The 12,970-nt window shown below is 68.8% G+C and carries 13 protein-coding genes; 5 read left to right on the top strand and 8 right to left on the bottom strand.

The annotated features are described in order from the left end of the window. Nucleotides 1-138: 138 nt before the first annotated feature. Genes ZRA01_RS03770 through ZRA01_RS03760 form a run of 3 tightly spaced genes read right to left on the bottom strand, consistent with a single transcriptional unit; the run spans nt 139 to nt 2,649 of the window. Nucleotides 139-1,305 carry a THUMP domain-containing class I SAM-dependent RNA methyltransferase gene (locus ZRA01_RS03770; protein ID WP_141349451.1) on the bottom strand — a complete coding sequence of 389 codons (1,167 nt, stop codon included), beginning with the start codon at nt 1,303-1,305 and terminating at the stop codon, nt 139-141. A 22-nt stretch (nt 1,306-1,327) separates the two neighbouring features. Continuing rightward, entirely contained in the window at nt 1,328-1,744 is a 417-nt protein-coding gene (locus ZRA01_RS03765) for a CopD family protein (protein ID WP_141349449.1), read from the bottom strand. A 23-nt stretch (nt 1,745-1,767) separates the two neighbouring features. Then, a complete protein-coding gene (locus ZRA01_RS03760) occupies nt 1,768-2,649 on the bottom strand; it encodes an NAD-dependent epimerase/dehydratase family protein (RefSeq protein WP_141349559.1) in 882 nt (293 codons plus the stop codon). 42 nt (nt 2,650-2,691) lie between these two features. Between ZRA01_RS03760 and ZRA01_RS03755 the strand changes: the two genes are divergently transcribed. The 5 genes from ZRA01_RS03755 (at nt 2,692) to ZRA01_RS03735 (ending at nt 9,726) form a co-directional block, all read left to right on the top strand. After that, complete coding sequence (locus tag ZRA01_RS03755) at nt 2,692-3,717, top strand: CDP-6-deoxy-delta-3,4-glucoseen reductase (RefSeq protein WP_141349447.1); 1,026 nt, start codon at nt 2,692-2,694, stop codon at nt 3,715-3,717. Nucleotides 3,718-3,741: 24 nt separating this feature from the next. Beyond that, nucleotides 3,742-4,881 (top strand): EAL and HDOD domain-containing protein, encoded by a 1,140-nt coding sequence (locus tag ZRA01_RS03750; RefSeq protein ID WP_141349445.1) that lies wholly within the window; start codon nt 3,742-3,744, stop codon nt 4,879-4,881. A gap of 185 nt (nt 4,882-5,066) precedes the next feature. Continuing rightward, nucleotides 5,067-7,145 carry an ATP-binding protein gene (locus ZRA01_RS03745; RefSeq protein ID WP_170182898.1) on the top strand — a complete coding sequence of 693 codons (2,079 nt, stop codon included), beginning with the start codon at nt 5,067-5,069 and terminating at the stop codon, nt 7,143-7,145. A 50-nt stretch (nt 7,146-7,195) separates the two neighbouring features. Further along, complete coding sequence (locus ZRA01_RS03740) at nt 7,196-9,394, top strand: putative bifunctional diguanylate cyclase/phosphodiesterase (protein WP_141349441.1); 2,199 nt, start codon at nt 7,196-7,198, stop codon at nt 9,392-9,394. A 95-nt stretch (nt 9,395-9,489) separates the two neighbouring features. Beyond that, nucleotides 9,490-9,726, top strand: coding sequence for a hypothetical protein (locus ZRA01_RS03735; RefSeq protein ID WP_141349440.1), 237 nt, complete (start codon nt 9,490-9,492; stop codon nt 9,724-9,726). A gap of 31 nt (nt 9,727-9,757) precedes the next feature. On the opposite strand, the gene ZRA01_RS03730 is transcribed toward ZRA01_RS03735, so the two are convergent. The 5 genes from ZRA01_RS03730 to bufB all read right to left on the bottom strand — a co-directional run bounded on the left by ZRA01_RS03730 (nt 9,758) and on the right by bufB (nt 12,952). Continuing rightward, entirely contained in the window at nt 9,758-9,949 is a 192-nt protein-coding gene (locus ZRA01_RS03730; protein WP_141349438.1) for a zf-HC2 domain-containing protein, read from the bottom strand. Then, a complete protein-coding gene (locus ZRA01_RS03725) occupies nt 9,943-10,518 on the bottom strand; it encodes a sigma-70 family RNA polymerase sigma factor (protein WP_246093274.1) in 576 nt (191 codons plus the stop codon). The genes ZRA01_RS03730 and ZRA01_RS03725 overlap by 7 nt, the downstream gene beginning before the upstream one ends. Nucleotides 10,519-10,668: 150 nt before the next feature. Further along, nucleotides 10,669-11,193 carry a DoxX family protein gene (locus ZRA01_RS03720; RefSeq protein WP_141349435.1) on the bottom strand — a complete coding sequence of 175 codons (525 nt, stop codon included), beginning with the start codon at nt 11,191-11,193 and terminating at the stop codon, nt 10,669-10,671. Further along, nucleotides 11,190-11,963, bottom strand: coding sequence for an HvfC/BufC N-terminal domain-containing protein (locus tag ZRA01_RS03715; RefSeq protein ID WP_141349433.1), 774 nt, complete (start codon nt 11,961-11,963; stop codon nt 11,190-11,192). Before ZRA01_RS03715 ends, ZRA01_RS03720 begins: the two co-directional genes overlap by 4 nt. Beyond that, nucleotides 11,960-12,952, bottom strand: a complete 993-nt coding sequence (gene bufB, locus ZRA01_RS03710; protein ID WP_218028644.1) for an MNIO family bufferin maturase — start codon at nt 12,950-12,952, stop codon at nt 11,960-11,962. The genes ZRA01_RS03715 and bufB overlap by 4 nt, the downstream gene beginning before the upstream one ends. Nucleotides 12,953-12,970 lie beyond the last annotated feature (18 nt).

The following is a 12,970-nucleotide window of genomic DNA, read 5'->3' as shown; positions in this document are numbered from 1 at the left end:
CGATGCTCGCCGTACGCCTGTACGGCTGCGCTTCTCGTCACAGCCTCGGAGCGCTCGCTACGCTTTCTGCGCCCATTCAGTCCGTGGGGAGCCAAGAAGATGGCGGCGACTCCGCCGCCGAGGTCGTCGTGACGCTTTTTAGTCCGGGGCCTTGTCGACCGGTTTGGGCTTCCTGGCCGAGCCGGCGATCATCTGGTATTCGAACAGCCGGCATTCGATGGCGCCGTTGAAGAGCGGCGTGCGCTTGCTGGCCTTCAGGCGGACGCCCTTCGGCAGGGCCGGGTCGCCGGTGAAGAAATAGCAGCGCCAGCCGGCCCAGTGGGCCTTGAGGGCGTCGCCCAGCTGCGGGTAGAAGGCCTCCAGCTCGGAGGTGTCCGACAGGCGCACGCCGTAGGGCGGGTTGGCGACCAGCACGCCGGCCGGCGCCGGGGCCGGCAGGTCGAGCAGATCGGCCCGGGTCACCTCCACACAGCCCTCCAGGCCGGCGCTGCGCAGGTTCACGAAGGCCTTGCGCTGCTGGGATTCGAGGATGTCCGAACCGTAGATCGCCAGCTTGCGCGGCGGCTGGCGGCGGGCCTCGGCGGCCTGGCGGATGGGCAGCCAGGTGTCGCGCTCGTAATGCTTGAAGCGCTCGAACGCAAAATGCCGGCCCAGGCCCGGGGCCACGTCGAGGGCCATCTGGGCCGCCTCGATCAGGAAGGTGCCGCTGCCGCACATCGGGTCACACAGGGCCTCCTCGCCCGGCTTCCAGCCGGTGAGCTTGAGGATGCCGGCGGCCAGGTTCTCCTTGAGCGGCGCCTCGACCGCAGCCTCCTTGAAGCCACGCTTGTAGAGCGGCTCACCCGAGGTGTCGAGGTAGAGCGTGACGGTATCCGCCGACAAAAACGCATGCACGCGCATGTCCGGCGCCTGGGTGTCGACGCTGGGCCGCTTGCCCGCCACGGTGCGGAAATGGTCGCAGACGGCATCCTTGATCTTCAGCGTGACGAACTCCAGGCTGCGCAGGGGCGACTTGTGGGCGGTGACGAAGACACGGATCGTCTGCTCGGGCGTGAACCAGCGAGCCCAGGTGGGCGCGTAGGCGATCCGATACACGTCCTCCTCGCTGCGGTAGCGGCCCATCGTGATCTGCCACAGCACGCGGGTGGCGATCCGGCTCTCGAGGTTGGCGCGATAACACAGCGCCCAGTCGCCGGCAAACTGCACGCCGCCGGGCACGGCTTTCGGGTCGGTGGCACCGAGGGCGATGAGCTCGTCGGCAAGGAGCGGCTCGAGGCCGCGGGGGCAAGGGGCAAAGAAGTTCAAGACGAGGAATCCAGTAGAAGAATCAGAAGGGCTTCAGCACGACCAGGAAGACGCAGGCAAAAAGCACCAGCACCGGGATTTCATTGAAGTAGCGAAACCACACGTGGCTGCGGGTGTTGCGCCCCTCGGCGAAGGCACGCATCAGGCGGCCACAGTAAAGGTGATAGACGATCAGGAAGGTGACCAGCGCGGTCTTGAGGTGCAGCCAGCCGCCCGAGAAACCAAAGCCGAACCACAGCCACATGCCCAGCCCCACCGCCAGGATGCCCAGCGGGGTCATGAAGCGGTAGAGCTTGAGCTCCATCAGCGCGAGGCGCTCCAGCGTGGCCTTGTCGCTCACCATCGCGTGGTTGACGAACAGCCGCGGCAGGTAGAACAGGCCGGCGAACCAGCTGGTGACGAGGATGATGTGCAGGGACTTGATGCTCAGATAATCCATGGGGAAAGCTCTCAGGGAAAGGTTCAGGAAACCGGCTCGCCTCGCGCCCGGAGCGCATCGGCGACCGTGGGGTAGAGCAGGCGGGCACGCAATTCGTTCTTGATGCGGGCGTTGCCGATGCGCCGCGACTCCGACATGAACGAGAGCGTCATCGGCGAGACCTGCTGCGCCAGCTCGGCCCGCGACAGGCGGGGCGGGCGCGGCAGCCCGCAGGCGTCGGCGACCAGGTCGAAATAATCGCCCATCGCGAGCTGGCTGTCGTCACAGGCGTTGTAGGCCCGCCCGGGCCGCCCGCGAAAGAGGGCCAGGGCCAGCAGCCGGGCCAGGTCGTCGGCGTGGATGTGGTTGGTGAACACGTCATCCGCCGCCCGCAGCACCGGCTCGCCCTTGTGCAGCCGGGCCAGCGGCAGGCGCTCGGCCGAATCGTAGATGCCCGGCGCCCGCAACAGGCTCACCCGGCAACCCGTCCGCCGGCCGAAGCGCCGGAGCAGGCGCTCTGCCGCCACGCGCCGGGCGCCCCGGGCCGAGGTCGGGCGCAGGCTGCGGGTTTCGTCCAGCCAGTCGCCGCCACAGTCGCCATAGACGCCGGTGGTACTTATATAGATTAGCCGTCGTGGTAGACTCCCGCGATGCACCAAAGCCGCCAGAAGTCGGCCGGTGCGGGGGTCGCCCCGCCCCGTTGCGGGCGGTGGCGCGCAGTGCAGAACGTAGTCGGCAATGCCGGAAAGCCGTTGCAGCGAACCGGGCTCATCGAGGTCCGCCACGAGGGGCGTCGCGCCCAGGGCGCGCAGCGCGGCACGCTCCTCCGGTCGGCGGACCACGGCGCAAACCCGGAAGCGGCGGGCCAGCCACGGGATGATCCGGCGGGCCACATCGCCGCTACCGACAACAAGCACCTGCTTCATTTTTCGACGTTTCATCCACCGATTATCTCACGGCCACCCATCATGTCGTTCCAGGTCACCCTTCAGCCGAGCGGGCTCGGCTTTCCTGCCACCTCCGACGAAACCATCCTCGAAGCCGCCCTGGCCGGCGGCTTGCTGATCCCCTACAGCTGCCGTGACGGCGCCTGCGGCGTGTGCAAGAGCAAGGTGCTGGCGGGCGAGGTCGATCACGGGCGCTACTCCGAATCCACCCTCACCGTAGCCGAACGTGAAGCCGGCATGGCGCTGCTGTGCTGCGCCCACCCGCGCTCCGACCTCATCGTCGAGGTGCGCCAGGTGAGCCGTGCCGGCGACATCCCGGTCAAGAAGCTGCCCTGCCGGGTCCAGAAGCGCAGCCTCGCCGCCGACGACGTGATAATCCTCGAGCTCAAGCTGCCGGCCAGCGAGAAGTTCCAGTTCATCGCCGGGCAATACATCGACATCCTGCTGGCCGACGGCAAGCGGCGCAGCTTCTCGATCGCCAACGCCCCGACCAGCGCCGACCACCTCGAGCTGCACATCCGCCGCGTGCCCGGCGGCCAGTTCACCACCCACGTCTTCGAAAAGCTCAAGGAAAAAGACATCCTGCGCTTCGAAGGCCCGCTGGGCGGCTTCCGGCTGCACGACTCCCCCAAGCCGGCGATCCTGCTGGCGGGCGGCACCGGCTTTGCGCCGATCAAGAGCATCGTCGAAAACGCCATCGCCACCGGGCAGACCCGCCCGATGACGCTCTACTGGGGCAGCCGTGACCTCGCCGGCCTCTACCAGCTCGACGTGGCCCGCAGCTGGGAGGCGCGCCTGTCCGGCTTCCGCTGCGTGCCGGTGCTCTCCGACGCATCGCCTGCCGACAACTGGAGCGGCCGCCAGGGCCTCGCCCACGCCGCCCTCATGGCCGACCTGCCCGATCTCTCCGGGCACGAAGTCTACGCCTGCGGCTCCCCGGCCATGATCGACGCCGCCCGCGCCGACCTCACCGGACGCTGCCAGCTGCCGGCCGACGCCTTTTTCGCCGACGCCTTCAGCTTCTCGACCGACCCCACCCCCGCCTGAGTCCCGGCCCCGGAACCCGAGCCCATGAGCAACGCCGTCCTGATCACCCGCGAGCCGGTCATCAACAAACAGTACAAGATCACCGCCAACCGGCTGATCGTTCATGCGGCCACGGTCGCCCGGGCAGTCGAGGGCCTGCAGGGGCTGGCCGACGTGTGGCCGGCCACCCATCCGGTGTTCATCAGCCTTTACCGGCTGGTGCCCACCCCCGACCTCCTCGAGTGGAAAGCTCCCGCCAACGCGATGGTCGAGATCCCGTCCCAGGCCATCGCCCACCCGCTGACGCTCTCGCTGATCCCCCGCCTGCAGGAGGCGGGCATCAGCGTCAACCTCACCTGGTACCAGCCCGACACGGTGGTGCCGCCCAATGTGCCGTGGCGCTTCGTGATCATCGACGCCAAACGCCAGCCCCTGCCCGCCGACCCGCCGGGCCTGGCCATCGCCTGGGGGCTGGCCGACGTGCCCGAATTCCGCGACGCCATCGCCCAGGGCTACGACGGGGCATCCGGCTGGTTCTTCCTGCGGGGCGTGAAGACCGACGGCAAGCTCGCCCCGTCCCATGCCCAGATCGTCCGCCTGCTCAGCCTGGTGCGCCGCAACGCCGAGGTGAAGGAGATCGAAAACGTCCTCAAGCAGGACGTGGCCCTCTCCTACAAGCTGCTGCGCTACATCAACTCTGCCGGGTTCGGACTGATGTGCGAGATCCAGTCCTTCCGCCACGCGGTCACCATTCTGGGCTACGAAAAACTTCATAAATGGCTTTCTGTACTGCTCATTTCGGCCAGTCGCGACCCCTCCGCACCGGCCCTCATGCAGACCGCCATCGCCCGCGGCCGCTTCATGGAGAAGATCGGCAGCGCCTTCTTCGAGAAGGGCGAGCTCGACAACCTCTTCATCACCGGTGCCTTCTCGATGCTCCACCTGCTCCTCGGCGCAAGCCTGCGTTCGGCCCTCGAGGAGATGCACCTTCCTCCCCCCATCTATGACGCGCTGGTGAGCGGCGACGGGGTCTATGCACCCTTCCTGAAACTCGCGCGGGCCCTGGAAAGCTTTGACGAAAAGCAGCTCGCCACCCTCGCCGACGAGCTGCACATCACGCCCGATGAGGTGAACCGGGCCCACCTCGAAGCCCTGGCCTTTGCCGACAGCCTGCAGTTCGGCTGAAGCGCCCTCCCCTCCCTGCCCAGACTCTGACGGCCGGCGCGAAATGGGTCACACTCTCTGGCCCAAGCCCGACCATGGGCACGCATAAGTCACAGGCAGCAGGCGGGAGGCTGCGGTTAGAATTCAAAGCACTAAATTTGTGAAAACCGTGCTTCGTCTTTATGCCCACGACCCGAATATTCAAAATGCGACGTCCTTCAGCAGTTCCGACATCGCGTCTGCCCGCTTTGCGCGAAAGCGCAACGGCGCTGCTTCGGGCTCTTTCCAACGGCAAGCCGACCACGCAGGACATCGCCCGCAGCATCGCCCTCGACCCCGTTCTGGTGTTTGAGCTGCTCCTGACCGCGCCGCTGGGCGGCAACGATCCTGAGAAACTGCTCGACGCCATCGCCAACCGCATCGCCGGCATCGATGCCGGCCTCCTGCAGGGCTGGTCCCTGCGCCACGTCATCCAGCAGCCCCAACGCCGCATCGGCACCCGCTCCCATCGCCACCACGCGCTGCACAGCCAGTTCGTGGCCGAACTGTCCCTGCACCTAGCCCTCGAAACCGCCTACCCGCGGCCGGACGAAGCCTACTGCGCCGGCCTGATGCACGACCTCGGGCTGCTGTGGCTCGGTGAATACAGCGACGACTACCGCCAGCTCCAGCTCGACGCCATCGACGAGCGCGCCCTGGCCGCCGCCGAATGGGAGCGCTACGGCTTCGACCACGCCGAGCTGTCGGCCGACCTCGCCGCCCGCTGCGGGTTTCCGCCGAGCGTTGCCGACGCCATCGCGCTGCACCAGGCCGAGCCCGAAAGCATCATCAACGCCCACCCGCTGGTGCGCATCCTGGCCGCCGCAGAAGAGCTCGCCGGCTACCGCGGCAGCCAGTCCGCCGCCAGCCTCGAGAGCGCCAGCCACCTCACCGGCGTCGAGGGCAGCCTCCTCGTCAGCCTGATCGCCGACACCGCCCGCGGCCTGCAGGAGCGGCTGAAGGGCCTCGAGATGAGCATCGAGCCGGCCATGCTCACCCAGCCCTGGGCCGTCTCGTCCGACAAGAGCGAGCCGGCCACCGACACCAGCATCGCCCGCACCGCCCTCGGCGCCTTCTCCCGCGGCGCCTTCAGCGATGCCGGCATGGCCCGCCAGGGCTTCGACGTGGCCAGCCGTCTGCTGCTCGGCCTCGACGCACCGGTGCTGTTCGTCAGGAACTTCAGCGAAGACTTCCTCGTCGGCGCCGCCAACCCCACCTACCCCGGGCTGGAGCAGCTCCAGATCCCCATCGCCGACGAGTACAGCGCGCTGGCGCAAGCCTTCCGCGACGACACCGAGATGCGCTTCCAGAACGGCGCCCGCCCACCAGGCCGGTGCACCGCCGACTGGCAGCTCGCCCGCTGGCTCGAATCCGACGGGCTGCTCTGCGTGCCCTGGAACAACCCCCACGAGGCCGGCGTCGCCGTCTTCCCCTGCGCCAGCAACGAGATCCCCGGCGGCGACGTCGAGCCCGGCCTGCGCCGCACGGTCACCCAGGCCGCCACCGCCCGCCTGTCCGAGCGCCGCGCCGACGAGAAGATGCGCCAGGACCTCGAGGAGAGCATCGCCCGCCGCTACATCGACCACGCCCGGCGCATCGCCCACGAGGCCAGCAACCCGCTCACCGTCATCAAGACCTACCTGGGCATGATCGACGAGAAGCTCGACGACCCCGCCCTCAAGGAACAGTTCGCCCTGCTCAGCGACGAGCTTGACCGGGTCGGCACCCTCGTCCGCCGCACCAGCGACTTCAGCTCGATCACCCCCTCGGGCCCGTCCCACAGCGGCGTCGCCGAGATCCTCCACGACCTGCGCGCGCTTTACGGCGAGGCCCTGTTCTCACGCCGCGGCATCCATTTCGAGCTGCGCGCGCCGGCCAACCTGCCGCCCGCCGCGATCCCGCCGGACGCCCTCAAGCAGGTGCTGCTCAACCTCTTCAAGAACGCCGCCGAGGCCATCCCCGAGGGCGGCAAGCTGACCGTCGCGGCGGTCGCCGGCATCAACGCCAACGGCAGCCGCTGCATGGAGATCCGCGTCGTGGACAACGGCCCGGGCCTGCCCGCCGAGCGCATCGACACCCTGTTCACCCCCAACGCGCGCAGCAACGACAAGCCCGGCGGCAGCGGCATCGGCCTGCCGGTGGTGCGCGACCTCGTCACCGCCTACGGCGGAACCATCCTGTGCCGCAGCCAGCCGGGCTCTGGTACGCTCTTCCAGATATTCATGCCGCTGGCGGCAATGCCCTGATCTGATGCATCATTGCGGCGCAAAGTAAAAAAGCATGTCAGGGAGTCACGATGGTCATCCCCTGGGAAGGTCCGTTCTTCCCAACCGACGAGAGCCGGTGCGCAGCCGCCGAGTCCCTCACCCGCATTCTTGTCGTCGACGATGAACCGTCCCTGACACGCTCAGTCGCGGCCCTGCTCCAGAGCAAGGACCGCCTGATCGAAGACTGCGGCTCCGTCGCTGAAACCCTCGCACGCCTCAACACCCGCTCCTACGACCTGCTGATCATCGACTACCGCCTGCCCGACGCCTCCGGCCTGGCGGTGATGGACTGGCTGCTCAGCCACGAGCGCCGCGAATCCACCATCATGATCAGCGGCGAAGAATCTATGGACGCTGCCGTGGGCGCCCTGCGCCGCAGCGCCGACGACTTCCTGCTCAAGCCCTACAGCCCCGAGCAGCTCCGCCGGGCCGTCACCAACGCCCTCCTCAAGCGCCAGGTCGAGCGCAACAACCGAATCATCCACCAGCGCCTGCAATCGTCCGAGCAGATGCACCGCTACATGGTCGAGAACTCCCTCGATCTCATCTACACCCTCGACGCCGAGGGCCGCTTCAACTACCTCAACCAGCGCGTCGAATCGCTCCTCGGCCACCCCCGCAACGACCTGATCGGCAAGCACTTCTCCGAGATCGTGCACCCCGAGGACGTGGACCGGGCGCGTTTCTTCTTTGCCGAGCGGCGCACCGGCCCGCGGGCTGCCAGCAACGTCGAGCTGCGCCTCAGCCGCAACCCCTACGGCCCCGAAGGCAGCGATGGCGACGGGCCGGTGAGCATCGTGCTCAACGCCATGGGCATCTACCGGCGCGCCGACTCCCGCGCCCCGGCCCACTTCGTCGGCACCTACGGCGCCGCCCGCAACCTGCCCGCCCTGCGCCGGCGCGACGACGACGCCCCCGCGCCCCACATCGGCTTCCACGACCCGCTCACCCAGCTTCCCAACCGCGAACTCTTCGACGACCGCCTCAACCTGGCCATCACCCAGGCCAAGCGTCGCAAGGGCCTCATCGCGGTCATGCTCATCAACATCGACCGCTTCCGGCAGATCAACGAAACCCACGGCCGCGGCGACGGCGACACCCTGCTCCGCGCCATCGCGCTCCGGCTCAAGCAATGCCTGCGCCGCGGCGACACCCTGACCCGCCACCGCGGCGACGCGTTCATCGCCCTCCTGCCCGACATCGGCAGCGAGCCGGACGCCCGGGCCATCGCCGAGAAAATCCAGCAGGCCTTCCAGACCCCCTTCGCAATCGGCGAACATCCATTCACCGCATCCCTCAGCTTGGGGATCGCGATCCACCCGCAGGACGGCAACAGCGCCGAAGACCTCATCCAGCACGCCAGCGTGGCCATGCACCAGGTCAAGGGCAACGGCGGCGGCTTCAGCTTCTTCTCGCCCGAGATGCACGCCAGCTACCGCACCCGGGCCTCCCTCGAAAAAGAGCTGCGCCAGGCCGTCGCGCGCCACGAACTCGAGCTGCATTACCAGCCCCTGGTCAGCCTGTCGCGGGACCGCATCAGCGGCATGGAGGCGCTGGTGCGCTGGCGCCACCCCACCCACGGGCTGGTGGCGCCGTCGCGCTTCATCCATTCAGCCGAAGAGGCCGGCATCATCCACGAGATCAGCCGCTGGGTGCTCGAGACCGGCTGTGCGCAGATGGCCGCATGGCGCCGCCAGTTTCCCGAACTCAGCCTCACCGCCAATCTCTCCCCGCGGGATTTCGAACACCCCGACCTGGCCGACACGGTGTCGCGGGTGCTCGCCCGCCATGGCCTGCCGCCGGCCAGCCTCGAACTCGAGGTGAGCGAGAGCCTGCTGTGCAGCGATGTCCAGCACGTCGCTCCCTGCCTCAAGGACCTGCGCGATCTCGGCGTCGGCATCAGCCTCGACGACTTCGGCACCGGCTATTCGTCCCTCGCCAGCCTGCAGCGCTACGGCGTCAGCCGGCTCAAGATCGACCGCAGCTTCGTCAAGGACATCCAGGCCCAGGCCAGCCAGCCGGTCATCGGCGCGATTGCCGGGGTTGCCCGGGGTCTGGGCATCCGGCTGGCCGCCGAGGGCGTCGAGCGCGGCGAGCAACGCACGGCCCTCGAAGGCCTGGGCTGCGACGAAATGCAGGGTTTCCTGTTCTCCCGCCCCCTCGACGCCGCCGCCGCCGGCCAGCTGCTCGAAGGCTTTCGCCCCTCCCGCCTCGCCATTAACGCCTGACCGCCGGGCGCAGCACGATTGCCTTCGCCGCGTCGCGAAGGCGTCACACAGGGCGCTTAGATTTCCCCCATCGCTCAATCCAGCAGGAGACCGCCATGGGAGTCTTTCGCCTCGTCCTCGCCCACCCCGCGCGCCCGGATGCAGCGCGCATCGTCGCCGAACACCTCGACCCGGGCCTCCTCAAGCAGCGGGGCTACGAGATCGCCCGCAGCCTGGGCGACGAATCCGCCCTGTGGGCCGCACCGGCGGGCAGCGGCCGTGGCCACGGCTTCGCCCTCCATTGCCGCAGCGGCCACGCCCTGTCCATCGTCCCCCACCAGGCCGGCGAATGAGCCGGGCCGGCTCCACGGCAGACCATAGGCGCTACTCGCGGCCCTCCCGGACGTCCGCCACGTAGCGCCGGCAGGCATCACGCAGGAAGGACACCTGGGCCCGGTAGTTCGTGCACCCCTTGCACATGGCCAGGTGCAGCTCGAGGCTCAGCTTCTCGGACAGACCGAGCTTCCGGTCCTGGGCCTCGGAGAGAAGGCGGGTGGCTTGTCTGCAGCTCAGCATCGGGACGGCTCCGGGGAAAACCAGTTCTTGTCGAGGCACCGGCGCAGCCCGTTGCGCGCCCGGTGCAGGATGACGTTGCAGTTGCCGGCGGTGATCTCGAGGGCCTGGCAGATCTCCGCCGTCTCCAGCTCCAGAAACTCCCGCATCATGAAGACGCGCGCGGTGCTGGCCGGCAGATGATTGAGGCAGGCATCGAACACCACCCAGAAACGCTGCTGGATCAGGGCCTCCTCCGGGTCGCCCCAGGGGGCCGGGCGGGCGTCCCGGGCCCAGTGCTCGTTGGCCTTGAACAGCGCCTCGAAGGCCTGATCGAGCCCGGCCTCCTCGGGCGACAGGGCCGAGACGTTGGTGACCCGGCCGCTCGCACGAAAGTGATCGACGATCTTGTTGCGCAGGATCGCGAAGATCCAGGTCTTTAGCGCGGCCCGGCCGGCAAAGCTGCGCTCGCCGACGAGCGCAGCGGCGAGCGCCTCCTGCACCATGTCCTCCGCGAGGGCGTCGTTGCGCAGCTGCAACCGGGCGAACTTGAGGAGATCGCGGCGCAACGCCACCAAAAAGTCATCTTCCATCAGAGGGCTTGAATCCTGACTCATGGGCGCTTCGTGGCTACCGGCGTGGTTGAGGGCCCCTGCGTTATAGCGCGAGATGCGGGCCAGCACCACCCATCTCTCGCCCACCCCGGCGGCCCTGCGCGACTGCGCGCCGCGGCGCCTCGCCCGTCAGCGGGCGCCAAGGCGGCCAGCCAGAAAGTGGTCCAACGAGTACGGCCCGGCGCCCCGAGCGATCAGCACCAGCAGCACCGTGGCCCAAACGCCGTGGGTCGGGTAGGCATCGGGATAGACGAAGAGCTGGATGGTCAGGGTCATGCCGAGCAGCGCGAGGGCCGACAGGCGCGTGGCCAGCCCGAGCAGCAACAGGACGGGAAAGACATGCTCGGCCAGCGCCGCCAGCAAGGCCGCCAGCGCGGGCGGCAGCAGGGGCAGCCGGTATTCGTTCTCGAAGAGGAACAGCGCCGACTCGGCGAGGCGCGGCCAGCCCAGCTGGAACTCGCCCGAGATCAGGTCGATCGCCAGCCCTTCGATCTTGGTCTGCCCCGACTTCCAGAATACCGCCGCAATCGAGAAGCGCCCGAGCAGCAGGACCAGACCGTCGGGGATGCCCGACAGCCACCGGGTGAGGCGCTCGAGCGGGTGGAGCGCCGGAGATGGCAGTGGACCTTGCCGGGTACTGAAAGGCGTGTTCATGGTGTGCTCCGCGAAGGATGGAGTGTGGTGATGGCCGACTTCTGCAGCAGCAGGCCAAGGGTCGCGGCGAGGTCGAAGCCCGCCCCGAGGGCCGTCGCCTCCTCGGCTGCCCGGCCGAGCGGCCGCCCGGACTGGAGGGCCGCGATGAAGACACCGCTGGCGGGCGGGATCTCGATGACCTCCACCTCCAGCCCCGTGCGCAGCACCAGCGCCGTCTCGGCGACATCCGGAACCACCGCCGCGAGATCCCCCACACCCTGGTGCGCGGCCCACAGGGAGACCACCGCAAAGCGCGACGGCAGCACCGCCAGCGACGGGTGCAGGGCGAAGCGGAGCCCTGGCAGGCCGCCCTCGTCGGCAAGCTGGGCGGCGAGCGCGCCCTCACCCACCGGGCTCACGTCCGCGGCGTGGCAGGCCACGGCCCGCAGGTATTCGAGCCGCGCCACGTCCGCCAGATAGGGCAAGCCCGCGGCCGGGATAAAGCTGGCGATGAAAGCCGGAAAGTCGGCGCCGTAGCAGGCCAGCACCGGCGAACGGGGCGGATGGGCGCGGACATGGACGGCCGCCATCGCCCGAAAGAAAGCCTCGCCCACCAGTTCGTGGGTCACCACGAAGTTGCTCGCCAGGGCGTCCACGAGGGCGACGAGCACGTTGTTTCGATACACTTGGAAGCGCCGTGCCGGGTTGGAGCCGTTCCAGGCCACCAGGCCCGCCGGGCAAGGCAGCTCCGGGTCGAGGAGAGCCCGGGCGAAATCGTGTCGGGTACTCATGGCGCCACCCCTGAGCGCCCCCAGGGCCAGGCTCCGCCCAGCCCGCCCCCCGTGGGGGGCAAGGAAACTTGGGGCGGCCCTGCGTTTCCTTTAAAGCTGCCGGCCACCGCCTGCAACAGGCCCTCGGCGCGCCGGGCCTCGGCCAGCAGCACCGGCAGCGGCGGGATGTCGCTGTCCCGCTCGATCAGCGTCGGCATGGGCCCGACCCTCTCCAGCACCTTGCGGTAAAGCGCCCACACGGCCTGGGAAACGGGCGCGCCGTGGGTGTCGATGAGAAGCGGGTCGCCCGCCGCATCGACGTCCCGGGCGAAGCCGGCCAGGTGGATCTGCCCTGTCGCGGCGAGGGGCAGCGCCTCGATGCAGGCCCACGGGTCACGCCCATGATTGACGCCCGAAACATAGGCGTTGTTCACGTCAAGCAGCAGTCCACAGCCGGTGCGCGCCACCACCTCGCCAATGAACTCCGCCTCGGTGAAGGTGGACGCGGCGAACTCCACATAGGTGGCCGGGTTCTCGAGGAGCATGCGCCGCCCCAGGCGCGTCTGGACCTGGTCGACATGGGCGCACACCCGGCTCAGGCTGTCCCGGTCGTAGGGCAACGGCAGCAGGTCGTCGAGAAACACGCCGCCGTGGCTGGACCAGGCCAGGTGCTCGGAAAACGACTCAGGCGCGTAGCGGTCGATCAAGGCCGCCAGGCGATCCAGGTGCGCTGCGTCGAGCCCGCCCTCGCCGCCGATCGACAAGCCGACGCCGTGGATGGACAGGGGGTAATGGCTGCGGATCTGGGTGAGGTAGTGGTGAAGGGGGCCGCCCGCCACCATGTAGTTCTCGGCGTGGATCTCGAAGAAGCCGACATTCGGCTGCGTTTCGAGGATGCCGCGAAAATGCTCGGGCTTGAGGCCCAGCCCGCAGCGGGGCGGCAGGCTGGCGGCCCCCGGCGCAGCAACGCCCCCTGCCGGCGACGCGGGCTGGACGAGTTTCGGCATCATGGCGGGCGCTCCGCGTCG

Source organism: Zoogloea ramigera, assembly GCF_006539865.1.
GTDB lineage: Bacteria > Pseudomonadota > Gammaproteobacteria > Burkholderiales > Rhodocyclaceae > Zoogloea > Zoogloea ramigera.
This window is presented reverse-complemented; position numbering and strand designations above follow the sequence as displayed.

Bases quoted from the DNA above. Each gene is read 5' to 3' on its own strand.
- ZRA01_RS03765 (WP_141349449.1), bottom strand. From the start codon at position 1,744: ATGGATTATCTGAGCATCAAGTCCCTGCACATCATCCTCGTCACCAGC.
- ZRA01_RS03760 (WP_141349559.1), bottom strand. From the start codon at position 2,649: ATGAAGCAGGTGCTTGTTGTCGGTAGCGGCGATGTGGCCCGCCGGATC.
- ZRA01_RS03755 (WP_141349447.1), top strand. From the start codon at position 2,692: ATGTCGTTCCAGGTCACCCTTCAGCCGAGCGGGCTCGGCTTTCCTGCC.
- ZRA01_RS03750 (WP_141349445.1), top strand. From the start codon at position 3,742: ATGAGCAACGCCGTCCTGATCACCCGCGAGCCGGTCATCAACAAACAG.
- ZRA01_RS03745 (WP_170182898.1), top strand. From the start codon at position 5,067: ATGCGACGTCCTTCAGCAGTTCCGACATCGCGTCTGCCCGCTTTGCGC.
- ZRA01_RS03740 (WP_141349441.1), top strand. From the start codon at position 7,196: ATGGTCATCCCCTGGGAAGGTCCGTTCTTCCCAACCGACGAGAGCCGG.
- ZRA01_RS03735 (WP_141349440.1), top strand. From the start codon at position 9,490: ATGGGAGTCTTTCGCCTCGTCCTCGCCCACCCCGCGCGCCCGGATGCA.
- ZRA01_RS03730 (WP_141349438.1), bottom strand. From the start codon at position 9,949: ATGCTGAGCTGCAGACAAGCCACCCGCCTTCTCTCCGAGGCCCAGGAC.
- ZRA01_RS03725 (WP_246093274.1), bottom strand. From the start codon at position 10,518: ATGGAAGATGACTTTTTGGTGGCGTTGCGCCGCGATCTCCTCAAGTTC.
- ZRA01_RS03720 (WP_141349435.1), bottom strand. From the start codon at position 11,193: ATGAACACGCCTTTCAGTACCCGGCAAGGTCCACTGCCATCTCCGGCG.
- ZRA01_RS03715 (WP_141349433.1), bottom strand. From the start codon at position 11,963: ATGAGTACCCGACACGATTTCGCCCGGGCTCTCCTCGACCCGGAGCTG.
- bufB (WP_218028644.1), bottom strand. From the start codon at position 12,952: ATGATGCCGAAACTCGTCCAGCCCGCGTCGCCGGCAGGGGGCGTTGCT.